Source organism: Streptosporangium sp. NPDC004631 (genome assembly GCF_053601935.1).
Genome location: NZ_JBSGCR010000004.1, coordinates 248,425 through 272,757, shown reverse-complemented (window position 1 = coordinate 272,757; position 24,333 = coordinate 248,425). Strand labels below are relative to the sequence as shown.

The 24,333-nt window shown below is 70.7% G+C and carries 14 protein-coding genes; 6 read left to right on the top strand and 8 right to left on the bottom strand.

What is annotated here, in order from left to right; translation table 11 throughout:
- Positions 1-10: 10 nt before the first annotated feature.
- The gene (locus tag ACWEF2_RS06025) at positions 11-727 is read right to left on the bottom strand and encodes a CAP domain-containing protein (RefSeq protein ID WP_453812355.1); all 717 of its coding nucleotides are present in this window, start codon (positions 725-727) and stop codon (positions 11-13) included.
- A 421-nt stretch (positions 728-1,148) separates the two neighbouring features.
- Here ACWEF2_RS06025 and rplM point away from each other — a divergent pair, with 421 nt between their 5' ends.
- The 6 genes from rplM (at position 1,149) to ACWEF2_RS05995 (ending at position 17,740) form a co-directional block, all read left to right on the top strand.
- Positions 1,149-1,592, top strand: a complete 444-nt coding sequence (gene rplM / locus ACWEF2_RS06020) for a 50S ribosomal protein L13 (protein WP_355594155.1) — start codon at positions 1,149-1,151, stop codon at positions 1,590-1,592.
- A gap of 69 nt (positions 1,593-1,661) precedes the next feature.
- Positions 1,662-2,186 (top strand): 30S ribosomal protein S9, encoded by a 525-nt coding sequence (gene rpsI / locus ACWEF2_RS06015; RefSeq protein ID WP_355594153.1) that lies wholly within the window; start codon positions 1,662-1,664, stop codon positions 2,184-2,186.
- Between the two features lies 1 nt (position 2,187).
- Positions 2,188-3,543 (top strand): phosphoglucosamine mutase, encoded by a 1,356-nt coding sequence (gene glmM / locus ACWEF2_RS06010; protein ID WP_453812352.1) that lies wholly within the window; start codon positions 2,188-2,190, stop codon positions 3,541-3,543.
- 444 nt (positions 3,544-3,987) lie between these two features.
- Positions 3,988-4,992, top strand: coding sequence for a hypothetical protein (locus ACWEF2_RS06005; RefSeq protein ID WP_453812350.1), 1,005 nt, complete (start codon positions 3,988-3,990; stop codon positions 4,990-4,992).
- Positions 4,985-16,726, top strand: a complete 11,742-nt coding sequence (locus ACWEF2_RS06000; protein WP_453812348.1) for a beta strand repeat-containing protein — start codon at positions 4,985-4,987, stop codon at positions 16,724-16,726. Before ACWEF2_RS06005 ends, ACWEF2_RS06000 begins: the two co-directional genes overlap by 8 nt.
- 291 nt (positions 16,727-17,017) lie before the next feature.
- A complete protein-coding gene (locus ACWEF2_RS05995) occupies positions 17,018-17,740 on the top strand; it encodes a hypothetical protein (protein WP_453812346.1) in 723 nt (240 codons plus the stop codon).
- A gap of 61 nt (positions 17,741-17,801) precedes the next feature.
- On the opposite strand, the gene ACWEF2_RS05990 is transcribed toward ACWEF2_RS05995, so the two are convergent.
- The 7 genes from ACWEF2_RS05990 to ACWEF2_RS05960 all read right to left on the bottom strand — a co-directional run bounded on the left by ACWEF2_RS05990 (position 17,802) and on the right by ACWEF2_RS05960 (position 24,219).
- A complete protein-coding gene (locus tag ACWEF2_RS05990; RefSeq protein ID WP_453812345.1) occupies positions 17,802-18,269 on the bottom strand; it encodes a hypothetical protein in 468 nt (155 codons plus the stop codon).
- A 2-nt stretch (positions 18,270-18,271) separates the two neighbouring features.
- Positions 18,272-19,624, bottom strand: a complete 1,353-nt coding sequence (locus ACWEF2_RS05985; RefSeq protein WP_453812343.1) for an AAA family ATPase — start codon at positions 19,622-19,624, stop codon at positions 18,272-18,274.
- Between the two features lie 56 nt (positions 19,625-19,680).
- On the bottom strand, positions 19,681-20,397 hold the full coding sequence (locus ACWEF2_RS05980) for an ABC transporter permease subunit (protein ID WP_453812341.1): 717 nt from the start codon (positions 20,395-20,397) through the stop codon (positions 19,681-19,683).
- Positions 20,398-20,400: 3 nt separating this feature from the next.
- Positions 20,401-21,315: an ABC transporter ATP-binding protein gene (locus tag ACWEF2_RS05975; protein WP_453812339.1), complete on the bottom strand. Its 915-nt coding sequence runs from the start codon at positions 21,313-21,315 to the stop codon at positions 20,401-20,403.
- On the bottom strand, positions 21,312-22,190 hold the full coding sequence (locus tag ACWEF2_RS05970) for an ABC transporter permease (protein WP_453812337.1): 879 nt from the start codon (positions 22,188-22,190) through the stop codon (positions 21,312-21,314). The genes ACWEF2_RS05975 and ACWEF2_RS05970 overlap by 4 nt, the downstream gene beginning before the upstream one ends.
- Positions 22,183-23,088 (bottom strand): ABC transporter ATP-binding protein, encoded by a 906-nt coding sequence (locus ACWEF2_RS05965; protein ID WP_453812335.1) that lies wholly within the window; start codon positions 23,086-23,088, stop codon positions 22,183-22,185. Before ACWEF2_RS05965 ends, ACWEF2_RS05970 begins: the two co-directional genes overlap by 8 nt.
- 171 nt (positions 23,089-23,259) lie before the next feature.
- The gene (locus ACWEF2_RS05960; RefSeq protein WP_453812333.1) at positions 23,260-24,219 is read right to left on the bottom strand and encodes a DUF389 domain-containing protein; all 960 of its coding nucleotides are present in this window, start codon (positions 24,217-24,219) and stop codon (positions 23,260-23,262) included.
- Between the last annotated feature and the right edge of the window lie 114 nt (positions 24,220-24,333).

Sequence of the window (24,333 nt, the reverse complement as noted above, 5' to 3'; positions counted from 1 at the left end):
GCCGATTCAATCAGGAGTACCCGAAGTCCTGTGTCCACCAGGGACCGCCGGGACCGTCCACGACCCCGACGCCGGTGGTGGTCAGCCGGCAGTTGAGGAGATTGCTCCGATTGCTGCCGGTGGTCATCCAGTTCCGCACCGCCTCGGTGGCCGAGGTGTAGCCCCGGCCGATGTTCTCCGCGCCCCCGTCGCGGTAGCCGGCGGCCTCCATCCGCTCCCAGGGGGACGCGCCGTCGGGGGAGCTGTGGGAGAAGACACCCTCCTCCGCCATCTCGGCGGAGTGCTCCCTGGCCGACCGGGTCAGCCGCCGGTCGATCCGGAACGGCGCGCACCCGGACCGCCGGCGCTCGATGTTGACCAGCCGGACGACCTCGTTCTCCAGCGCGCTGAGCGGATAGGAGGGGGCGGCGTTCTCCCGCTGCCCGCCGCCGATGATGGGGCGGGACTCGTCGTCGCCCTGGTAGCCCTCGATCGAGGTGCGGGGGGACCGGCTGGCGTGCGGGCTGGGCTGCTCCCGCGGTGCCACGGGGGACGCGGTGGGACGCAGGACCCGGCCGAGCGGGGCGCGGCGGTCGGCGCCGCCGTACTCGGCCCCGGGGGTGGCGGTGGGTTTGGCGGGCCCGGTGTTGTTCAGGTAGATCTGGTCGGGTGTCGCCTCGTCGCGGCTCCCCCGGCCGATCAGGAACCCGAGCAGCAGCACCGTCATCAGGCACGTGAACAGCCCCATGCGGCGCAGGCTGGTCCGCTGGGTATGCCAAGGATTGGGGGACTGCCACATACCGCTGCCAAAGATAGAGATGTTTGTGGCGAGGAAGAAGAGAATGTCGAGAACGTGTCGGAACCGTTCTGTGAAGGCGGGGGGCGGGCCGGGGTGTGGCGGGCCCCGGGCACTCCCCGGACGTGGGTAGACTGTCCGGGGACACCGGTGAAGTGTGCCGTCTTTTTGACCCGTGCTCATCCCCGCCGGTATCCTGCTAGTTCGTTGTGTGCGAATTGGTCTCCTCCGTAGACCGATACGCGGCGCGTCCGGCGTCATCTCCTGAACCGTGGGAGACGGAAGGTCCGGGCTGTCGTGTGCCCGCACCTACCGACCACGTTGCCGTCATCTCCGACGGCCCCGAAGACGCGAGCAAAGAAGGCATACGACCGTGCGCACGTACACACCTAAGCCTGCCGAAGTCGAGCGTCAGTGGCACATCATCGACGCCACCGACATCGTGCTCGGCCGGCTTGCCAGCCACGTCGCGATCCTGCTTCGCGGTAAGCACAAGCCGACCTTCGCCAACCACGTCGACACCGGTGACTTCGTCATCGTCATCAACGCCGACAAGGTCGCACTGACCGGTAACAAGCTCCAGCAGAAGAAGGCGTACCGTCACTCGGGCTACCCCGGTGGTCTGCGTTCGGTGACCTACGGCGAGCTCATGGACAAGCGTCCCGACCGCGCCGTTGAGAAGGCGATCAAGGGCATGCTGCCCAAGAACGCCCTCGGCCGGAAGATGATCAAGAAGCTCAAGGTCTACGCGGGTTCCGAGCACCCGCACCAGGCCCAGCAGCCGGTGCCCTTCCAGCTCACCCAGATCGCCCAGTAGTCGCTAGCTGCTTATCGCCAGTAGCGTTGGCCGACGGCCGGCGCCAAGTAGGAAAGTAAGAGGAGAACCGTGGCTGAGCCCACCGGTGTCGAGACGCCCGTCGAGGGCGAGCAGGAAGCCTATTCCGCGGAGGAGTTCCCCTCCGAGTACACCTCCGAGTCCACCACCGCCGGCGGCGAGGCCGCCGTCCGTAAGCCCATCACGACGGGCAACTCCTACGGCACCGGCCGCCGCAAGGAGGCCGTGGCCCGCGTGCGCATCGTGCCGGGCACCGGCAAGTGGACGATCAACGGCCGTCCGCTGGACGTCTACTTCCCGAACAAGGTCCACCAGCAGATCGTCAACGAGCCCTTCGTGACGCTCGGCGCCGAGGACCAGTTCGACGTCATCGCCCGGATCGACGGCGGCGGCGTGACCGGCCAGGCCGGTGCTCTGCGGATGGGCCTCGCCCGTGCGCTCACCGCCCTGGACGTCGAGGTCAACCGCGCTCCGCTGAAGAAGGCCGGCTTCCTGACCCGTGACGCCCGCGCCACCGAGCGCAAGAAGTACGGCCTCAAGAAGGCCCGCAAGGCTCCGCAGTACAGCAAGCGTTAAGTTGGGGCGCCTGTTCGGCACCGACGGGGTACGTGGGGTCGCCGGTCGCGACCTCACGGCCGAGCTCGCCATGGACCTGTCCGTGGCCGCGGCTCATGTCCTCGGCGACGCCGGGGCGTTCAACGCCAGCGTCGGGCGGCGAGGCCGCCCGATCGCCGTCGTGGGCCGGGACCCGCGGGCTTCAGGAGAATTCCTGGAGGCCGCCGTGGTCGCCGGCCTCGCGTCGTCCGGCGTGGACGTTCTCCGGCTCGGCGTGCTGCCCACCCCGGCGGTCGCTTACCTGACCACGGCTCTCGGAGCCGACATGGGCGTGATGATCTCCGCCTCCCACAACCCCGCCCCGGACAACGGGATCAAGTTCCTCACCCGAGGTGGCTACAAGCTGCCCGACACGGTGGAGGGCGAGATCGAGCGGCGGCTCGGCGAGAAGTGGGACCGCCCGGTCGGCGCCTCGGTCGGCCGCGTGCGCGAGGCGTACGGCGAGGCCGACCGTTACGTGTCCCACGTGCTGTCCACGGTCTCCGGCCGCCTGGAGGGCCTGAACATCGTCCTCGACTGCGCCAACGGCGCCGCCCACATGGTGGCTCCCGAGGCGTTGATGAGGGCCGGAGCCAGGGTGGAGACCGTCGGGGCACGTCCCGACGGACTCAACATCAACGCCGGATGCGGCTCCACCCATCTGGACAGGCTCCAGCAGATCGTGATCTCCCGCGGCGCGGACGTCGGGATCGCCTACGACGGAGACGCCGACCGCTGCCTGGCGGTCTCGCACACCGGCGAGGTGATCGACGGCGACCAGATCATGGCTGTGCTCGCCACCGCCATGCACGCCGAGGGGAAGCTGGCGGGCGACACCGTGGTCGCCACGGTCATGTCCAACCTGGGCTTCAAGATCGCGATGAGGAACGCCGGCATCGACGTGATCGAGACCGCCGTGGGCGACCGCTACGTGCTGGAGGCCATGAGGGCCGGCGGCCACAACCTCGGCGGTGAGCAGTCCGGTCACGTCCTCATGCTCGACCACGCCACCACCGGAGACGGCCTGCTGACCTCGCTCCACCTGCTGGCGGTCGTCGCCCGGGAGGGCAGGCCGCTGGCGGAGCTCGCCTCGGTGATGACCCGGCTTCCGCAGGTCCTGGTCAACGTCAAGGACGTGGACCGGGCGAAGGCCTCGGCTCCGGAGCTGTCCGCGGCGGTCGCCGTGGTGGAGTCGGAGCTCGGGGAGACCGGCCGGGTGCTGATCCGGCCGAGCGGCACCGAGCCCATGATCCGCGTCATGGTCGAGGCCTCCTCCGCGGAGCAGGCCGAGCAGATGGCCGGCCGGCTGGCCGACGTCGTCCGTACGGCCTGCGTCTGAGACGACGGCCGTTCTCTCCCCCGGCGTGTTCCGCGCGCCGGGGGAGAAGACGGGACAGCTGGAACATCCTGTCCGGCGCCACGCCGAACCCCCGCATTCGTTGACACTCTCAGTAGTTGATCAGAAACTCTCAGTGGTTGTAGTGATCCCTCCTGTCGGGAGGAATGCCACCGGCGAGTGAATGAGGAACGAATGCTGGGATCCTTCGAGATTCGGTGGCCACGCTTCAGGCGGCCCGTGCCCGGGGTCGGACCCGTGGTCGCGGCGGGCGTCACGATGACGGCGGGTGCCGTGATCTCCTCCCGTGCGGAGCCGTACCCCTCCCAGGCCGGGGTCGGTGACGGCCGGACGCCCGTGCCCGTCCGTCACGAGGGGCGTCCGTCCGGCCGCTCGGACACCACGTGGTCCCCCCGTAGGGCGTGACCCCATATCGTGGCGTTCACGGTGATCCAGTACAGCCGGTTCACGCTCGCGACCGCATCCGGCCTGGTCGCCGTGGGTCCGCTCTGGGCGACGGCTCCGGCGGTCCCGGCCGCTCCGGCGGCCTCGGCGGCTCCGGTGGTCCAGGGGGTTCCGGCTGACTCCGACTCCGACTTCGGCCCCGGACCGGGCTTCTCACTGTCGGTGACCCCGGCCCGGCTCGTCGTCCCCCCCGGAGAGCTCGGCGCCGACCAGGTGTTCCGGGTCACCAACGGCGGTGACGCCCCGATCGACGTCCACGTCGAGAAGTCGGATTTCACCGCGGACAGGAACGGCGCCGTGGTCCTCAGGGAGAGGGCGCCCTACTCGGCGTCCACCTGGGTCGCGGCGGTCCCGGGGGAGTTCCGGCTGGCGCCCGGGGCGACCCGGCGGGTCAGGGTCCGGATCGCCGTGCCGGACGCCCCGGAGCCCGGCGACCACCAGGTCGCCCTGGTCTTCACGGTGGACGCGGACGCGCGGGGCGGCGACATCAGGATCAACCGGGGGGTCGGCGTACCGCTGTTCATCGGCGTTCCCGGGTACGCCCACGACGCGGCGGAGGTGACGGCGCTGCGGGCGCCCGGGTTCGTTATGGGCGGGCCCGTGCCCATCACCGCCGGGATCCGCAGCACCGGGACGGCGCACCGGGACTTTCTCGGCGCCGGCCGGTTGAGCGTCCGGGTGAACGGGGCCGACGTCCCGTTCCCGGGCTTCACCGTGATGCGCGGCGCGACCCGCGAGGTCACCACCCGATGGGATCCGCCGACCATGTGCGTCTGCCGGGCGACGGTCTCGGTGCCGCTCCCCGGCGGCCTGGTCCGGGCCCTGACGGTGACGATCGTGGTGTTCCCCGCCCACCTCCTCGCCGTCCTGCTCACCGCGCTCACCCTGGTGCTCCTGCTCGTCCGGCTCCTGCGCCGGGGCCATCGGGCCCGTGTCGTCGCCGTGGTCGGCGCGATGAGCGCCGCCCACGGGGGCGGCGATGACTGACGACGCCCGCCGGGGAACGCGATCCGCGCCGCCGCGCCGCCGCACGCCCGGCCGCCGGGGGCCGATGCCCCGGTGCGGGCGGGGGATCGCCAGGACTCTCGCGCTGGCCCTGTCCGCCTCGGCGCTGACCGGCACCTCGGTCACGGTGACACCCACGCCCGCCTCGGCGGCCGGCACCGTCCTCTTCGACCAGCCGTTCCACAACAACACGGCGAACGGCACCGGCAGCGTGGTGCTGCCGGCGATGCCGAGCGGTTCGAGCACGACGAACTTCGCGTGCCTGACCGCCTCCGGAAACATCACCACCGGCGTGCTGCGCAGTTGCACCGGCACCCTGGACAGTCAGGGCTCGGGCAAACTGCGCCTGACGAACACGGCGACCAGCAAGGCGGGCGGCGTCTTCGGCGCCACCAGCGTGCCCACCTCGCAGGGCCTCGACGTGACGTTCAACACCTACCAGTACGGCGGGACCGCCGCCGACGGCCTGGGCTTCGTGCTGGCGGCGGTCGACCCGGCCAACCCCCAGTCGCCGGCCAACATCGGTCAGCTGGGCGGCGGGCTCGGTTACACCTCGACCAGCAACCTCTCCGGCATGGCCTACGGCTATCTCGGCATCGGCCTCGACGTGTACGGAAACTTCAGCAACTCCACCTACCAGGGGAGCGGCTGCACCAACCCGGCCTACATCGGGACGGGTAGCGTCCGGGTGCCCGGCCAGATCGTGGTGCGCGGCCCCGGCAACGGCACGGTCGGATACTGCGCGATCAACAGCACGGCCTCCTCGACGAGCGCCACCGCCCTCGCCCTGCGGGCGACCACCCGCACGGCCGTCCCGGTCCAGGTCGGCGTCAACCCCACCAACGCGGTCCTCACCACCGCCGCCGGCATGACGATCCCGGCGGGCGGCTACAAGGTGGTGGTCACCCTGGTGGGCGGCACGACCAAGACGCTGACCGGTACGCTGCCCACGGTCCCCGCCGGCCTCTACCCGTCGAGCTGGCTGAACAGCAACGGGATCCCCCGGCAGCTGGCGTTCGGCTGGGTGGGCTCCACCGGAGCCGTAACCGACTTCCACGAGGTCGACGAGGCCGAGGTGGCCACCATCAGCGCGGTCCCCCAGCTGACCGTCGCGCAGACCAGCTACAACGCCGCGACGCTGCAGCAGGGTGACCCCGTGACCTACAGCGTCGTCGCCGGTGTCGCGGCGGGCCTGCCGGAGACCTCCCCGGTCTCCATCACCCAGACCCTGCCGGCCGGGACGGTGCCCGTGGGGGCGTACGGCACGGGATGGGTCTGCGCGGCGCCGTCCGGGCGGTCCATAACGTGCACCAACGGCAACACCCCTTTCGCGGCCGGGGCGACGTTACCCTCGCTCACCGTGGTGGGCATCGTCACCGGAGGCTCCGTCACACCGGCGCTGGTGCAGAGCACCACCGTGGCCACGGCGTCGTCGGTCGACGCCAACCCCGGCTACTCGTCGTCGACGACCGTGGGAACGCTGCCCACCGCGCCCAGCGGCATCACGCTGAGCTCGACCCTGGGCTCGACCGCCGGCGGCAACGCCGTGGTCGTGAGCGGGGCGAACATCGCAGGCGCGACCGCCATCGAGATCGGCACCACCGCCGAGCAGCAGGCCAGCACCCCCGTGGTCCTGCTGCCCTGCGCGTCCGGTCCCGCCGCCGGTTGCTTCACCGTCAACGGCGACGGCACGCTCGGCATCTCCTCCATGCCCTCCCGCTCCACCGCCGCGACGGTGAAGGTCACCGTCGTCACCCAGGGGCTCGCCTCGGCCGCCACCTACGTCTACGCCGCCGCGCCCGCGGCCCCGGCCGCCCCCACGGCCGCGGCCGGGGTGACCAGCGCCACGGTGACCTGGACGGCGCCGAGCGGCAACGGCGGCACCATCACCGGCTACGTGGTGACCCCGTACATCGGCGGCGTGGCCCAGACCCCCGTGTCCTATGACGCCTCGGCCACCACCAGGACGCTGACCGGCCTCACCCCCGCCGTGTCGTACACCTTCACCGTGGCGGCGGTGAACGCCTTCGGCACCGGATCGGCGAGTCCGGCGTCCGCGGCGGTCGTCCCCTACACCGTCCCCGGCCAGCCCGTCATCACCGCGGTCAGTGCCGGCGACTCCGCCGCGACGCTCACCTGGACCGCCCCCGGCAACGGCGGCAGCACCATCACCGGCTACGTCGTGACGCCGTACATCAACGGTGTGGCGCAGGCGCCCCAGACGTTCACCGGCACCGGGACCACCCAGACCGCCACCGGTCTCACCCCCGGAGCCACCTACCGGTTCACCGTCACCGCCCAGAACGCGGCGGGATCCGGCCCACCGTCCGCCCTCTCCGCGAGCGTCGTCCCCAACCCCTCGCCGAGCCTGTCCTTCCCCGCGCCGCCGTCCGGGGAGGTGGGAGCCGCCTACAGCGTCCCGCTGACCGTCACGGGTGGCACGTCGCCGTTCACCTGGTCGGTCAGCGCCGGCACGCTCCCTCCGGGAGTGACCCTCAACGCCTCCACGGGCGTGCTGTCCGGCACGCCCACCACGGCGGGCGCCTACACCTTCACCGTGAAGGTGCTCGACGCTGTCGGCCAGAGCGCGACCCAGGCGGTCACCCTGACGATCGCCCCGCAGCCGACGCTGACCTTTCCCGCGCCCCCGGCAGGGGAGGTGGGGGTGGCCTACAGCGTTCCGCTGACCGTGACCGGGGGGACGGGGCCGTTCACCTGGTCGGTCACCGCGGGCAGCCTGCCGCCGGGTCTGACCGTCAACGCCGCCACCGGGGTGCTGTCCGGCACGCCGACCACGGCGGGCGCCTACACCTTCACGGTGAAGGTGCTCGACGCCCAGAACCAGAGCGCCGTCAAGGCGGTCGCCCTGTCGATCGCGGCGCAGCCGACGCTGACGTTCCCCGCGCTCGCGGCGGCCCAGGTGGGGGTGGCCTACAGCGTTCCGCTGACCGTGACCGGGGGGACGGGGCCGTTCGCGTGGTCTGTGACGGCCGGTAGTCTGCCGCCGGGTCTGACCCTCAACACCGCCACCGGGGTGCTGTCCGGCACGCCCACCACCGTGGGGGGTTACCCGTTCACGGTTCAGGTGATCGACGCGGTCGGCCAGACGGCCACCAGGGCGGTGACGCTCGCCGTCACCGCGGGACCCCTGGTCATCGTCAAAACGGCCGACCTCTCGGCCGCGACGCCGGGCGGCAAGGTCACCTACACCGTCACCGTCGGCAACACCGGGTCGAGCGCGCTCACCGGCGTGACGGTGACCGACCCGCTCTCCGACGTGCTGGACGACGCCGCCTACAACGCGGACGCCACCGCGACCGCGGGCACGGTCTCGTTCACCACCCCCATCCTGACCTGGAGCGGGAACCTCGCGGCCGGCGCCACCGTCACCGTCACCTACTCCGTCACGGTGGCCGGCTCCGGCACCGGTAACAAGACGCTGGCCAACACGGTGACCTCCTCGACCCTCGGCAGCATCTGCCCGCCCGGCGGCGCCGACCCCCGCTGCACCGCCACGGTCACCGTCTCCGGGCTCTCCATCGTCAAGACCGCCGGCGCCTCGACGACGACCCCGGGGTCGACGGTCTCCTTCACCGTCACGGTCACCAACACCGGCCAGACGCCGTATGTCGGGGCGGCGTTCACCGACGCGCTGGCGGGGGTGCTGGACGACGCGGTCTACAACGCCGACGGCGGCGCGACCAGCGGCAGCGTGTCCTTCACCGGATCCGCGCTGAACTGGATCGGGAACCTGGCGGTCGGCGCGACCGCGACCGTCACCTACTCGGTCACGGTGAAGGACCCCGACACCGGTGACCGGACGCTCGCGAGCACCGTCTCCTCGGCCACCCCCGGCAGCACCTGCCCGGTGGGGAACCCCGGTACGTCGTGCACCGCCTCCGTCGCGGTTCTGGTCCCGGCGCTCACGATCACCACCGGTACGGACGTCACCACCGCGACCCCCGGATCGACCGTGCACTACACGGTCACCGCGGCCAACACCGGCCAGACGGCGTATGCGGGGACCGGCTTCGCCCTCTCCCTCGCGGGCGTGCTGGACGACGCGACCTACAACGGCGACGCGGTCGCGACATCGGGCGGCGTCACCTTCGCCAACGGCATCCTGACCTGGACCGGCGACCTGGCCCTGGGTGCGGTGGTCACCGTGACGGGTTCGGTCACGGTCAACAGTCCCGATCCCGGTGACAGGCTCCTGGCGGCCACCGCCACCTCCACCGCGGCGGGGAGCACCTGCCGGACCACCGGTACGGCCCCCGCCTGCACCACCACCGTCCCGGTCCTGATCCCCGGGCTGACGATCTCCAAGACGGCCGACACCTCGACCACCACGCCCGGATCGACCGTGCGCTACACGGTCTCGGTCACCAACTCGGGGCAGACGCCGTATGTCGGGGCGGCGTTCACCGACGCGCTGGCGGGGGTGCTGGACGACGCGGTCTACAACGCCGACGGCGGCGCGACCAGCGGCAGCGTGTCCTTCACCGGATCCGCGCTGAACTGGATCGGGAACCTGGCGGTCGGCGCGACCGCGACCGTCACCTACTCGGTCACGGTGAAGGACCCCGACACCGGTGACCGGACGCTCGTCGGTACCGTCTCCTCGGCCACCCCCGGCAGCACCTGCCCGGCCGGAGGCACGGACCCGCGCTGCGCCAGTGCCGTGACCGTCCTGATCCCCCAGCTGACGATCACCAACACCGCGGGCGTGACCACCACCACGCCGGGCGGGGTCGTGTCGTACACGATCACGCTGACCAACACCGGGCAGACCCCCTACACCGGGGTCGACTTCACGATCGACGGCGCCGGGGTGAACGACGACGCGAACTACAACGGCAACCTCACGGCCAGCGCGGGCAACCTCGCCCTGACCGAGGACGGCAGGGGGGTGTGGACCGGCTATCTGGCGATCGGCCAGTCGGTCACCGTGATCGGTTCGATCACGGTGCACGACCCCGACACCGGTGACAGGATCCTGACCACCTCCGTCACCTCCACCGCCCCCGGCAGCACCTGCCCGCCGGCCGGTACGGCCTCCGCCTGCAACACCAGGGTCACCGTGCTCGTCCCCGCCCTGGTCATCACCAAGACGGCGGACACCCAGACGACCACGCCGGGTGGCACCGTCGGCTACTCGCTCACCATCGCCAACTCGGGGCAGACGCCGTACACCGGCGCCGTCGTCACCGACCGGCTGGCCGAGGTGCTGGACGACGCGGTCTACAACGCCGACGCGACCGCGAGCGCGGGTTCGGTCGGCTTCGCCGGTTCCACCCTGACCTGGAGCGGGGATCTGGCGGTCGGCGCGACCGCGACCGTCACCTACTCGGTCACCGTCCGCGACCCCGACCCCGGCGACAAGCAGATGGTCAACACGGTGGTGTCGAGCGCCCCCGGCAGCATATGCCCGGCCGGTGGCACCGACCCCCGGTGCACCACGACGGTGGCCGTCCTCGTGCCGGCCCTGACCATCGTCAAGACCGCGGACACCGCCACCACCGCGCCCGGATCGACCGTGCGCTACACGGTCTCGGTCACCAACTCGGGGCAGACGCCCTACGCCGGGGCCACGTTCACCGATCCGCTGGCGGGAGTGCTGGACGACGCGGTCTACAACGCCGACGGCAGCGCGACGACCGGCGGCGTCTCCTTCACCAGCCCGAACCTGACCTGGACCGGGAATCTCGCGGTCGGCGCGACCGCGACCGTCACCTACTCGGTCACCGTCCGCGACCCCGACCCCGGAGACGCCCTGCTCACCGGTACCGTCGTCTCGGCCACGCCGGGCAGCGACTGCGGGAGCGGGAGCGTCGACACCCGGTGCTCGGCCCCCGTGCCGGTGGCCCGGCTGGTCCTCTCCCAGAGCTATGTCGGATCCACCGCGACCCCCGGCTCCGTGGTACGCCTCAACGCCACGTTCACCAACACCGGGCAGACCCCCTACACGGGGATCACCGTCTCCAGCCCCACCGCGGGCACCCTCGACGACGCCATCCCCAACGGGGACCAGACCGCGTCCTCGGGAACCCTGGTGCTCGGCGCCAGCACGATCACCTGGACGGGGAACATCCCCGTCGGCGGCGTCGTCACGGTCACCGGCACCCTGACCGTGAAGAACCCGCCCGTCGGCGACAGGACCCTCACCGGCACCCTGGTCTCCGCCGCGCCCGGCAACAACTGCCCCTCCGGCGGCACCGACCCCCGCTGCACGGCCCTGCTCACCGTGCTGGTCCCCGGCCTGACGATCACCAAGACCGCGGACACCTCGGTCACCACCCCCGGTGGCACGGTCGGCTACACGGTCACGGTCACCAACTCCGGCCAGACGCCCTACGCGGGGGCGGCGTTCACCGACGCGCTGGCGGGGGTGCTGGACGACGCGGTCTACAACGGGGACGTGGCCGCGAGCGCGGGTTCGGTCGGCTTCGCCGGTTCCACCCTGACCTGGAGTGGGGATCTGGCGGTCGGCGCGACCGTGACCGTCACCTACTCGGTCACCGTCAACAACCCCGACACCGGTGACCGGACGCTGGTCGACACCGTCACCTCGACCAGTGTCGGGGCCAACTGCACCCCGGCGAGTGGCGATTCGCGGTGCTCGGTGACCGTCACCGTGCTGACCCCGGCACTGACCATCACGAAGACCGCGGCCTCGGCGACGGCGACACCGGGCGCCACGGTCACCTACACGGTCACGGCCACGAACACCGGCCAGACGCCGTATGTCGGAGCCTCGTTCACCGACGCGCTGGCGGGGGTGCTGGACGACGCGGTCTACAACGCCGACGGCAGCGCGACAACCGGCAGCGTCTCGTTCACCAGCCCGAACCTGACCTGGACCGGGAATCTCGCGGTCGGCGCGACCGCGACCGTCACCTACTCGGTCACCGTCAACAACCCCGACACCGGTAACCGGACCCTCGTCGGTACCGTCTCCTCGGCCGCCCCCGGCAACACCTGCCCGGCCGGCGGAACCGACTCTCGCTGCACGGCCACCGTCGCGGTTGTCCAAGCCTCCACGCTGACCTTCGTCAAGTCGGCCGGCGTGACCTCGACCGTCGAGGCGGGAACGGTCACCTACACGGTCACGGTCACCAACACCGGGTTGATCCCCTACATCGGGGCGACGTTCACCGACGCGCTGGGCGGGGTGCTGGACGACGCGACCTACAACGGGGACGCGGTAGCGAGCACCGGTCTCGTCACCGTCATCGGCTCCGCGCTGACCTGGACCGGCACGGTTCCAGCGAGGGGGTCGGCCACGGTCACCTACTCGGTGACCGTCCGCAGCCCCAACCCCGGCGACGGCATCCTCACCAACCCCCTGACGTCGGCCTCACTGGGCGGCAACTGCCCGCTGCTCGGCACCGACCCCCGCTGCACGGCCACGGTGACCGTCTCCGGACTGGAGATCGTCAGCACCGCCGATGTGACCACCGTGCAGCCCGGAGGCGTGATCCGGTTCACCGGGGTGATGACCAACGTGGGCAGGACCCCGTATCTCGGGATCACCGTTCTCTTCCACGCCGCCGACGCCCTCGACGACGCCGTCCCCAACGGGGACCAGAGCGCCACCTCGGGATCGCTGTCCGTCGGCGCCACCGCGCTGGAGTGGACCGGCAACATCCCCGTGGGCGGAAGCGTCACGGTGACCGGCACCCTGACCGTGAAGAACCCGGACCCCGGCGACCAGGTGATCACCACTTCCGTCTCCTCCTCCGCGCCGGGAGGCAACTGCCCCACCGGGAGCACCGACCCCGACTGCACGACCACCGTCACGGTCCTGACCCCGGGACTGACGGTCACCAAGAGCGCCAACGTGAACGCGACGGTCCCGGGCGGCACGGTGGCCTACACGGTCACCGTCACCAACAGTGGGCAGGTCCCCTACACCGGGGCGACGGTCACCGACCCGCTGGCCGGGGTGCTGGACGACGCGACCTACAACGCCGACGCGACCGCGACCGTCGGCACGGTCGGCTTCGCCGGCTCGGACCTGACCTGGACCGGGAACCTCGCCGTCGGCGCGACCGCGACCGTCACCTACTCGGTCACGGCGAACGATCCCGACACCGGCGACAAGCTGCTGGTCAACTCGGTCGTCTCCACCGTCGTGGGAAGCACCTGCCCGCCCGCCAGCGGGAACGCGGCCTGCAGCGCGAAGGTCGTCGTCCTCACCCGCGCCCTGACCATCGCCAAGACGGCGGGCGTCGCCTCGGTCGCGCCCGGGGGGACGGTTCCCTACACGATCACGGTCACCAACTCCGGGCAGGTTCCGTATGCCGGGGCGACGTTCACCGACGCGCTGGCCGGGGTGCTGGACGACGCGGTCTACAACGCCGACGCGACCGCGACCGTCGGCACGGTCGGCTTCGCCGGTTCCACCCTGACCTGGAGCGGGAACCTCAACCCGGGCCAGGCGGCCACCATCGCCTACAGCGTTACGGTGAACGTCCCCGACACCGGCGACGAGAGGCTGACCGGCACCGTCACCTCGGTCACTCCCGGCAGCACATGCCCGGCAGGCGGCACGGACCCGCGCTGCGCCGAGACGGTCCTCGTCTCACGGGTGACGATCGTGAACTCCGCCGATGTCGTCACCGCCCTGCCCGGCGGGGCGGTGCACTACACGATCACGATCACCAACAGCGGGCAGACGCCGTACCCCGATCTCAGCGTGGACACCCTCCTCACCGGGGCACTCGACAACGCCACCTACAACGGTGACGCGGCGGCCTCGGCGGGCAGCGTCGACCTGATCCCCGAGGAGGGCAGGCTGACCTGGCGCGGTGGCCTCGCCGTCGGCGAGGTGGTGACCGTCACCGTGTCGATGAGGGTGAACAACCCGCGGACCGGCGACAACCTCATGACCACCGCCGCGACCTCCTCCGCCTCCGGGAGCAGCTGTCCCGTCGGCGGCACCGACCCCGCCTGCGTCACCGCGGTCACCGTGCTGACCCCCGTCCTGGCCATCGTCAAGGCCGCGGACCGGGCCACCACCACGCCCGGCGGCACGGTCGGCTACACGATCACGGTCACCAACTCCGGGGAGAGTCCGTATGCCGGGGCGACGTTCACCGACACCCTGGCCGGGGTGCTCACGGACGCCGTCTACAACGCGGACGCCGCCACGACGAGGGGTACGGTCACCCTCACCGGCTCCCACCTGACCTGGACCGGGGATCTGGCGGTCGGCGAGTCCGCCACGGTCACCTACTCGGTCACCGTGCGCGACCCCGATCCGGGCGACAAGCAGATGGTCAACGCGGTGGTCTCCGGCACGCTGGGCAGCACCTGCCCGGCGGGCGCGACCGCCCCGGAGTGCTGGGCGCTGGTCACCGTGCTCCTTCCCGTCCTGGACATCGCCAAGACCGCCGACACCGTCAGCACCACGCCCGGCGGCACGGTCGGCTACACGGTCACGATCGCGAACACCGGGCAGACCCCGTACGCGGGGGCGCAGGTCGCCGACGCGCTGGCCGGGGTGCTGGACGACGCGGTCTACAACGCCGACGCGACCGCGAGCGCGGGTTCGGTCGGTTTCGCCGGTTCCACCCTGACCTGGAGTGGGGATCTGGCGGTCGGCGCGACCGCGACGGTCACCTACTCGGTCACCGTGCTCGACCCCGACCCGGGCGACAGGACCCTGCTCGGCGTCGCCTCGTCGAGCGCGCCGGGCAGCACCTGCCCGCCGGGCGGCTCCGCCTCCGCCTGCTCCTCCACGGTGACCGTCCTCATCCCCGGGCTGGCCGTCTCCACCACCGCGGACGCGGTGACCACCACCCCCGGCGGCACCGTACGGTTCACGGTCACGATCGCGAACACCGGGCAGACCCCGTATACGGAGGTGCAGGTCTCCGCCGCGCTGGCCGGGGTGCTGGACGACGCGGCCTACGACGGGAACGTGATCGCCGACTCCGGCGGCGTGACGGTCACCGGTTCCACCCTGACCTGGAGTGGGGATCTGGCGGTCGGCGCGACCGCGACGGTCACCTACTCGGTCACCGTGCTCGACCCCGACCCGGGCGACAAGGTCATGAGGAGTGTGGTCACCTCGTCCGCCCAGGGGAGCACCTGCCCCACCGGGAGCGGCAACCCGACCTGTGCCGCGGCCGTCACCGTCCTCATTCCCGCCCTGAGCATCGTCAAGACCGCCGATGTGGCGACCACGACCCCCGGCGGCACGGTCGGATACACGATCACGGTCACCAACTCCGGGCAGACGGCCTACTCCAACGCCTCGGTCACCGACAGCCTCGACGGGGTACTCACCGATGCTCTCTACAACGGTGACGTAAGCGCCTCCACCGGTGTCGTCGGCTACACGGAACCCACCCTGACCTGGACCGGTGCCCTCGCGGTCGGCGCGAGCGCCACGATCACCTACTCCATCACAGTGAAGGACCCGGACACCGGGGACAAGGCCATCTCCAACGCCGTGACCTCGTCCTCACCGGGCAGCACCTGCCCGGCGGGCGGCACCGCCCCCGCGTGCACCACGCTCGTACGGGTGCTGGTCCCGCAGTTGACGATCACGAAGACCGCCGACACCGGCACCGTCACCGCGGGCGACGCCGTCCACTACACGGTGACGCTCGCCAACACCGGTGAGACCCCGTATGCCGGGGCGGCGTTCACCGACCCGCTGGCCGACGTGCTGGACGACGCCGTCTACAACGGGGACGCGACCGCCACCACCGGCACCGTCACCTACGCCGCCGCGACCCTGACCTGGACCGGTGACCTGGCGGTCGGCGCGACCGCGACGGTCACCTACTCGGTCACCGCCTCCTACCCCCCGCCGGGGAACAAGACCCTGACCGACACCGTGACCTCATCCGCGCAGGGGAGCACCTGCCCCGCCGGAGGGACCGACATCCGGTGCACCACGACCGTCACCGTCCTCGTTCCCGCTCTCACCATCACCGTGACCGCGGACAACAGCGGGACCATCGTCGAGGACGGCCGGGTCGGATACACGATCACGGCCACCAACACCGGTGAGGTCCCCTACACCGCGGCCACGTTCGTCGGCCTGCTGGCCGGGGTGCTGGACGACGCCGTCTACAACGGGGACGCGACCGCCACCACCGGCACCGTCACCTACGCCGGTGACAGTCTGACCTGGGTCGGGGCACTGCCCGTGGGCGCGAGCACGGTCGTCGCCTTCACCGTCACACTCCGGGACGGCCCCGTCACCGGAGACAGGGTCCTCGACAACCGGGTCACCTCGGCGATCACCGGGAGCACCTGCCCGGCCGGCGGCACCGACCCCGGCTGCGCCGTCTCGACCGCCGTGACGGACGAGACCATCACCCTCACCGACCTGACCGACGACTTCACCCTGTCCGGCGCCCCGGGGACGACCGCGCGGCGCGACGGGGCCGTGACGATGACGGTCACCACGAACAGCTCCGACGGCTACAGCGTCACCGTGCGGGCCAACTCCCCCCAGCTCACCGCGGTGATGTCCGGCGAGACGTTCAGCATCCCGATCGGCAGCCTGCGGGTGCGCGAGAACGGCACGCAGACGTTCTCCCCCCTTTCCTCCACCACCCCGCTCCTCGTCCACCAGCAGTCCGGCGCGTCCGTCCCCGGCGGGGACGCGATCAGCAACGACTACGAGGTCGACATTCCGTTCGTCCCCTCCGGCGGCTACTCGGCCACGCTCGACTACATCGCGACGGCCAACTGACATGCCGCCGTTCCCGGACAGGACCCCACGGGCGCTTCACCCCACACGGACGCTTTCCCTCTACACGGGCTACACGGGCTACACGGGCGCTTCGCCCGGTACGGGCCTTTTCCCTCCGCACGGGCGCTCCTTCCGCACGGGCGTTTTCCCTCCGCACGGGTCGCCCGGCGTCCGGCCGATGTCCGTGCCCCCGGGCCCCCGGACGCGTCCTCGCGAACGTCACTGTTCCTCACATCTCACCGTCCCTCGCACCTCACCGGAACTCGAAACGAACCACGCGAAGGAGAAGCCATGGCAGGAACCCCTTCCAGCAGCACCGCTTCCAGCGGCGCCACCACCTCGACCGGCGTCACCACGTCCGGCGCCGTGAGGCGTGCCGCCGCGCTGTGCGGGCTCGGCGCGGTCCTCGTCGCGGCCCTCGCCACATCCGCGGCGGCGGCGTCCGCGCTCAAGCCGCCTCCGGAGACCAACGGCGGCAAGGAGGTGGCCGGCGCCACCCCCAAGCTGAGCATCAGCGTCGACAACGGCCGTACGACCACCAAGGAGGGCGACCGGCTGACCTACACCGTCGCCGTCCGTAACATCGGCACGACCGACGCCCGGAAACTCCATCTCACCCAGAGCATGCCCCCCGGCCTCCGGTTCGTCTCGGCCGACGGTCACGGCTCGGTCCGGGACGGGCAGGTCGTGTGGACCGTGGACGTGCCGGCGGGCAAGGACGTCACCTTCCACACCACGGCTCAGGTGCAGGCCACGCCGGAGGATCTCCTGCGCCTGGCCACCGTCGCCTGCGCCGCCGCCGGAAGCGAGGGAAAGCCCATCGTCTGCGCCGCACACTCCGACCAGCTGCCGGCCGGCGCCGCGGCGGCCGAGGCCACCCGGCGGGACGCATCCCCCCTGGCCGGCCGCCTGTGGTACGTCCCCGCGGGGGTGGGGTTGCTGATCCTGATGGTCCTCGGCGTCCGAGCGGGCCGCCGCGCGAACCTCCCCGCCCGCCTCCGGCGATCCCCCTGACCCCGTCCGGTGTCCATCCCGTCCGGGGTCCGCGCTCCGGCGCGGGCCCCAGACGGGTCATTCAGCAGTGGGACCGGAGTTGCGTGTCCAGGGTCCAGATGCCGACCTCCACATTGACGACCCTGGTGCGGTAGAGCTCCCGTTCGGTCAGGATGCAGAGGTCTCCCAGACCCAGCTTGGCCATCACGTGGTCGGAGAACGGCGTCCCCGTGCCCGCTCCCGTCAGAAGCGAGCGCAGGAAGCCCTCACCCCACTCGACGGTGTGGAGCACCCAGGGCGCCCGGCCGGTGATGACGAGCTCCAGGAGATCGCCCAGCCTCTCGGCGCGATTCCTGCGGACCCGGCCGTCGGAGAGCTGGGCGATGTGATTGCCGGTCTCGATCACCGTGGTGACAGGCAGGATGAGACTGCACTCTCGCTTTTCCTCCCGCAACTGCCGCAGCACACTCTCCCGATCCTGATTCTTACCGGGAACGTCGAGGATGTTGCAGAGCACCGAGGTGTCGACGAACTCCACCCTGCGCGCCATCCCTAGCCGATCCCCATGAGCCGGTCGAACTCGGTGAAGTCACGGGTCCGGGTGGGTGTCTGCTCCAGAAGACCGGATGTGACGACCGTGCCGAGATCACCCTGAGCCATCAGGCTGGGGTATCCGCCTATCTCCGGAAGTTTCTGAAGACGGGAGAGGCCGGTCCCGCGATCACGAGAGCAGACGACGACGTGCTCGTGGTCTTCCGCCTCCAGAGCCGAGAGCAGAGCGGGGCTGTGCGTCGTGAAGATCACTTGTGCGGCGTCCTCCTGCGTGGCCTGCTTGACCAGATCGAGTATCTGGGTGGCTTGGGAGGGATGCAGGCCGTTCTCCAACTCCTCGATGACCAGAGTGGGAGATCGCACGTCGTCCTCCGTGCCGCGCCCGCCGAGATCGAGATCCTGTCCCTGGCGGAGCAGGCTTGTGGCGATGGCCGCGAACCTCAGCAGCCCGTCGCTCATCTCTCTGGCGGGAGTGACGGCGCCGTCCTCCCGGAGGGCCAGCATCACGTCGTTGAGCTGCGAACGGATGACCTCGATCCCCGTCACCTCGTGTTCGACGAGGTCCCGCACGTGGGTGACCAGTTGCCGGAACCGCTCGGGGTCGTGCTGTTCCATGTGGTCGATCACAGCGGACAGGTTCTCGGCCGTTCTGCGTAGCCGCGTGTCCCGGCTGGGAACGTACTGCCGCATGAGGTGAGGAACGGGGTCCAGATGGAAGACTCCGCGGAGCGTCTCCAAGACGTCCTCCGCAGCTATGGCGACACGGTGCTCAGCCTCGGTCTTTCTGCCAAGCCGGAGGGGGAGTTGGCTGGTGAGCAGCCGGGTGGAGCGGAACGTGGCTCGGGGGTCTCGTCCTCGGCGGCCGCTGTACCAGGTGGCGTCTATGGTGCCGGATCCCGGACTCGCGCCTGACGTCCTAAGAAGATCGTGAAAGGTCTGACGCGACGGGTCCCGTGTCGGGCGTTGCCTTCCTGACACGCCGACCAGGCTCTCGCTGATGATCTCCGGCTCCGGGCGGACCTGGACGGTGACATCAAGCCTTATATGGAAATAACCCTCGCCAAATCGATCGGGGGAGAAGACCGTACATCCCAGCTTGAATCGGTCCGCCCCATGGGGAGGACACCCTTCTATGCCGCCGCGCAGCGGCCCTTCGTCGCCTCGCCTGCTGTCCAGCGCGTCAACGAGATCCGCCCCGGACGCCAGACGGGACAGCACCTCAAGTCCGTCCAGGGCGTTGGACTTTCCGCTGCTGTTGCGGCCGATGAGCGTTGTCATGCCGCCCAGGGGAAGAGCCGCGTCGTGGAAGGTCTTGAACTCGGTGAGGCGTAGCTCGGCCAGGCGAGACTTCATATATGAACCGTACATGTGCGCCCCCCTCCGGGAGGGGGGCGCACACGAGGGGAGGGCTACTCGTCGCCGGTGAGGGAGAAGCTCCGCAGGCGCCTGCCCGCCCAGAGGACGGCGCCGACGGTGACGAGCAGCAGGGCGGTGGCGGCGAAGCCGATGGTGATCTCGGTGGACAGGAACGGCGAGGAGGAGACCTGGTCGGCGACGGTCTGGGCCCACTGCTGGATGGAGAACCTGCGGGCGCCGGGCACGAAGTTGCCGACCACCCCCTCCCAGATGAGCGCGTAGGCGATACCGATCGTGACCGCGTGCCGGGTCAGGATGCCCAGCAGCATGAACACCGCCGCGTACGCGACCCCGCCGACTCCGGCGCCGAGGGCGAAGCCGTACGCGATGTCTGATTCGAGGTTGACCAGCAGGTAGGCCGCGACGAAGGTCGGCACGGCGGCGAACAGCGCGAGCATCGAGGCGGCGACCAGGAACTTGGTCCGCGCGATGACCGGGCGGGAGATCGGCTTGGCCAGCAGGTGGACGATCGTGCCGTCGTCGATCTCGGGGGCGATCACACCGGTCCCCGCGATCAGACCGAGCAGCGGCAGCATGGTGCCGAGGGCGAACTTCTCCATGAGCGTGACCGTGGTCGCCTCGCTCCCGTTGCCGACGGCGCGCAGCAGTACGGCCAGGCCGATCAGCACCAGCGGCAACAGGATCAGCAACCAGATCCTTCTCCGGCCGAGCAGTGAGCGGTAGGAGATTCCGGCGATGACACCGTTCATAGGTCAGCTGCTCCTGTTGATCAGGTAGGAGAAGACGCTCTCCAGGTCTTCGTCGGCGGGGGAGATCTGCCAGATCCGCACACCCGCGTCCTTGGCGACCCTGGGCAGCAGCCAGGTGAACCGCCGGAAGTCGACGGCCTGCACCTCCAGGCCCGTCTCGGTGAGCGAGACCGAGCTGGAGGAGGCGTCGCCGATGAGGGCCGACGCCAGGCGGCGGTCGTCGCTGGAGCGGACCCGGAACACGTGGGGCCGGTCGGTCATCCTGCGGCGGATCTCGCGGAAGTCGCCGGAGGCGGCGTGGCGGCCGGCGACCAGGACCTCGATGTGCTGGGCGACGCGCTCCACCTCCTCCAGGATGTGCGAGCTGAACAGAATGGTCTTGCCCGCGGCGCCCATGTTGCCGACCAGGTCCATCAGGTGCATGCGCTGGCGGGGGTCCATGCCGTTGAACGGCTCGTCGAGCAGGAGCACCTGCGGATCGTGCACGAGCGCGGCGGCGACCTTGATCCGCTGACGCATGCCCTTGGAGTAGGTCTCGATCCTGCGGTCCTTGGCGGGTTCCATCTCGACCGTGGCGAGTGCCTTGCGCGCGGCGTCGTCGGGGTTGGGCAGCTGGTGGAGCCGGGCGCTGGACAGCACGAACTGCCAGCCGGTGAGGAAGCCGTAGACGGCCTCGCGCTCGGGGACCAGGCCGATCGAGCGGTAGATCTCGTGGTTGCGCCAGATGCCCGTGCCGTCCAGGGTGACCGTGCCGCCCGACGGGGCGAGGAACCCGGCCATCATGTGCAGCAGCGTGGACTTGCCGGCGCCGTTGGGGCCGAGCAGGCCGGTGACACCGGGCCCGATGGTCATGGTGACGTCGTTGACGGCGACCACGTTGCCGTACCAGCGGGACACCTGGGCCAGTTCGAGGTTCATCGTGAGGCCGCCTTCCGGTAGCGCGCGATCAGGGCGGTCACCGACAGGGCGATCAACCCGACCACCAGCAGGATCGCCGCCGTGACGCCCGCTCCCGTGGGGTAGACGGTGGGTGCCGAGGGTTTCGCGGAGAACAGCCCGACCTGCACCGCGGCGTCCACCAGGAAGAACGGGTTGATCATCCAGGCCCACGCGGCGACGGTGTAGTTGTTCACCGACTCCATCGTCGCGGCGATGACGGTCGAGACGGCCGAGGTAAGCAGGTAGAACGCGATGACCGAGGCCACGCCCAGGCCGCGCCGGGGGGTGAAGGAGGCGATCGCCACACCGATACAGGAGAGCAGCGCCGCGTAGACGACGGCTCCGGCCATGCTCGTCAGATAGTCGGAGGTGTGGGGCGGGCCGGGCAGGTCGATGACCAGCTCGCCGATGTAGAGCACGGTGAGGGGCACGGCCAGCAGCAGGAACATCGCCGTGATCATCGCCGTGAGTTTGGCTCCGACGTAGTCCCAGAGCGTCACCGGCCGCGACAGATAGAGCGGCAGCACCCGGAAACGCAGGTCGGGGGCGACCGTGTAGGGAGACTGGGAGGCCAGGAAGATCGCCAGTACGGCCTGCATGGTGACCGCGTAGGAGGTGTAGGTGATCGCCTCCTGCTTGAGCATCGCCATGACCGCGATGGAGACGACCGCGGGCAGCAGCATGACGCCCACGAGCAGGAACGGGATGATCTTCGCTCGGGCCGTACGGCCCAGCCCGAACACCCCGCGCAGGCTGTGCACGGCCAGCGCCACGGTGGCGTGGCCCCGGCCGAGCCGTACCCCGTCGTAGTGGCGGTATCCGATGTCGTGGATGACACCCGTGGGCTCAGACATGGGCGGGCTCCCGGAAGACGTCCTCGATGCGCTGGCGGCCCTGTTCCATCCGGATCAGGCAGAGGTCGAGCTCGCAGACGGCGTCGCGGAGCGCGTCGAAGGTCTCCGGCGCGCGGACGTGGACCAGCAGCATCCGGCCGTGCGGGGTGACGGTCTCGCCCAGCTCGGTGAGGCGGGCGGCCAGGGCGGCCTGCCCCTCCTCCACCTCCACCGTGACGGTCTGGGTGGTCTGGGTGAACTCGGAGATGGACGAGGAGCGCAGCAGCGTGCCGCCGTCGATCACGATGACGTGGTCGCAGACCCGCTCCAGCTCGCCCAGCAGGTGAGAGGTGACCAGCACGCTGATGCCGAACTCGGTGCCGATCCTGCGGATCAGCGCCAGCATCTCGTCGCGGCCCTGCGGGTCCAGGCCGTTGGTCGGCTCGTCCAGGAAGACCAGGCGCGGGTCGTGCACCAGGGCCTGAGCCAGCTTGACCCGCTGTTTCATGCCGGTGGAGTAACCGCCCATCGCGCGGTAGCGCTCCTCGTAGAGGCCCACGTGGCGCAGCACGTCGGCGGCGCGCTCCCGGGCGGCCGTACGGGGCAGGCCCGACATCTGGCCCATGTGCACGGTGAACTCGGTGGCGGACAGGTCGGGGGGCAGGCAGTCGTGCTCGGGCATGTATCCCACGATCCGCCGGATCTCCGCGCCTTGGGTGGTCACGTCCATGCCGAGCACCTGGGCGCTTCCGCCGGAGGGTTCGAGCAGGCCCAGCAGGATCTTGATGAGCGTGGACTTGCCCGCGCCGTTGGCGCCGACCAGGCCGGTGACACCGGGTCCGACGGTCACGGTGAGCCGGTCGAGCGCCGTTACCCGGGGGAAGCGTCTTGTCAGTCCCTCGGTGGCGAGGATAGTCATGGTCGGACACTACCTACCGTTCGGCGTGAATTCCTCCACCACACGGACGATGGTCGCCTCGTCCGAAAGTCCGGTAGGCGTTCCCCGTGTCCCGCCGCCGGTCCCCGTACGTCGTTCTCAGACGCGGCCGGGACCGACCCCGGGCTCCGGGCCGATCCGGGTGCGTCGTTTCTAGACGCGGCCGGGACCCTGTGGCGGGCCGCCCGGGAGCCGCAGGCCGAACCTGGACCAGTAGGCCCGCTGAAGGAGGAGCGTGACCGTGCCGGAGATGATCATGCCCGCGATGTTCACCGCGAGCTGGGTGACCGAGGCCGTCACGTCGTCCCAGCGGGCCAGTGCGGCGGCGACCGCGAAGTAACCGGCGGCGGGCACGGTGGTGACCGAGATGAAGACGCCGACCAGGGCCGAGGACTTGCCCGCCGTCACCGAGAGCACCCCGGCCGCGCCCGCGAGCAGCGCCACGACGAACGACCACCTGTCGGGTTTGACGATGAACTCGATCTCCTGGTGGTCGAACAGCGTGGCCGGGCCGATCCAGCCGGACAGCCGGGTGGCCACGACGCAGACGGTGGTCACGGCGATCGCCGCGGCGAAGCCCACGGCCAGGGTGCGCAGGGCGTGGCCGATCAGCGGTCCGTCGCGGCGCAGCAGGCCGAAGCAGACGGCCACGATCGCCCCGAACTCCGGCCCCAGGACCATCGCGCCGACGATGAGGATCGGCGAGTTCACGATCACCCCGACCGCCGCGAGCTGCGTGGCGATCGTCAGGAAGGCGAGGAACGCCCAGGTGATCCGGGTGTCGTCGGAGACCCGCTGGGCGAGCTCCGCCCAGACCACGGCGTCGTCCCCCTCGCCCGGCGCCTCCTCCTCCGCCCGGTCGGCCACGTCCGAGAGCGACAGGTCCACCCGCTCGACCGCGATGGAACCGTCCGCGCACAGCCCGAGGTGCCGGAGCCGCTCGATCACCTCGTTCGCCGCCTCCCTCGCGACGTCGAACTGGACCAGGTCGCCCTTGGGAGAGCGGGCGGCAGCGGGCAGCACGACGAGGTTGGTCACGCCCACGGCGACATCGAGCAACCCCAGCACGGCCTCGGTCCGCTCTGCCGGGCTGATCACACGTAGATGCAGCACGGGCTCACCCTAGGCCCTGCCCCACGCCTCCCGGAGCCCGAGATCCGGTCCGTCATCCTCGTGCTCCACGGCTGACCGAATTTTGAGACCACTCCATGCGGCGCAGGTGGTGAC

What these genes read in the sequence shown, in the direction of transcription:
- ACWEF2_RS06025 (WP_453812355.1), bottom strand. Translation starts at nt 727, where the DNA reads ATGGGGCTGTTCACGTGCCTGATGACGGTGCTGCTGCTCGGGTTCCTG.
- ACWEF2_RS06000 (WP_453812348.1), top strand. Translation starts at nt 4,985, where the DNA reads ATGACTGACGACGCCCGCCGGGGAACGCGATCCGCGCCGCCGCGCCGC.
- ACWEF2_RS05995 (WP_453812346.1), top strand. Translation starts at nt 17,018, where the DNA reads ATGGCAGGAACCCCTTCCAGCAGCACCGCTTCCAGCGGCGCCACCACC.
- ACWEF2_RS05990 (WP_453812345.1), bottom strand. Translation starts at nt 18,269, where the DNA reads ATGGCGCGCAGGGTGGAGTTCGTCGACACCTCGGTGCTCTGCAACATC.
- ACWEF2_RS05985 (WP_453812343.1), bottom strand. Translation starts at nt 19,624, where the DNA reads ATGAAGTCTCGCCTGGCCGAGCTACGCCTCACCGAGTTCAAGACCTTC.
- ACWEF2_RS05980 (WP_453812341.1), bottom strand. Translation starts at nt 20,397, where the DNA reads ATGAACGGTGTCATCGCCGGAATCTCCTACCGCTCACTGCTCGGCCGG.
- ACWEF2_RS05975 (WP_453812339.1), bottom strand. Translation starts at nt 21,315, where the DNA reads ATGAACCTCGAACTGGCCCAGGTGTCCCGCTGGTACGGCAACGTGGTC.
- ACWEF2_RS05970 (WP_453812337.1), bottom strand. Translation starts at nt 22,190, where the DNA reads ATGTCTGAGCCCACGGGTGTCATCCACGACATCGGATACCGCCACTAC.
- ACWEF2_RS05965 (WP_453812335.1), bottom strand. Translation starts at nt 23,088, where the DNA reads ATGACTATCCTCGCCACCGAGGGACTGACAAGACGCTTCCCCCGGGTA.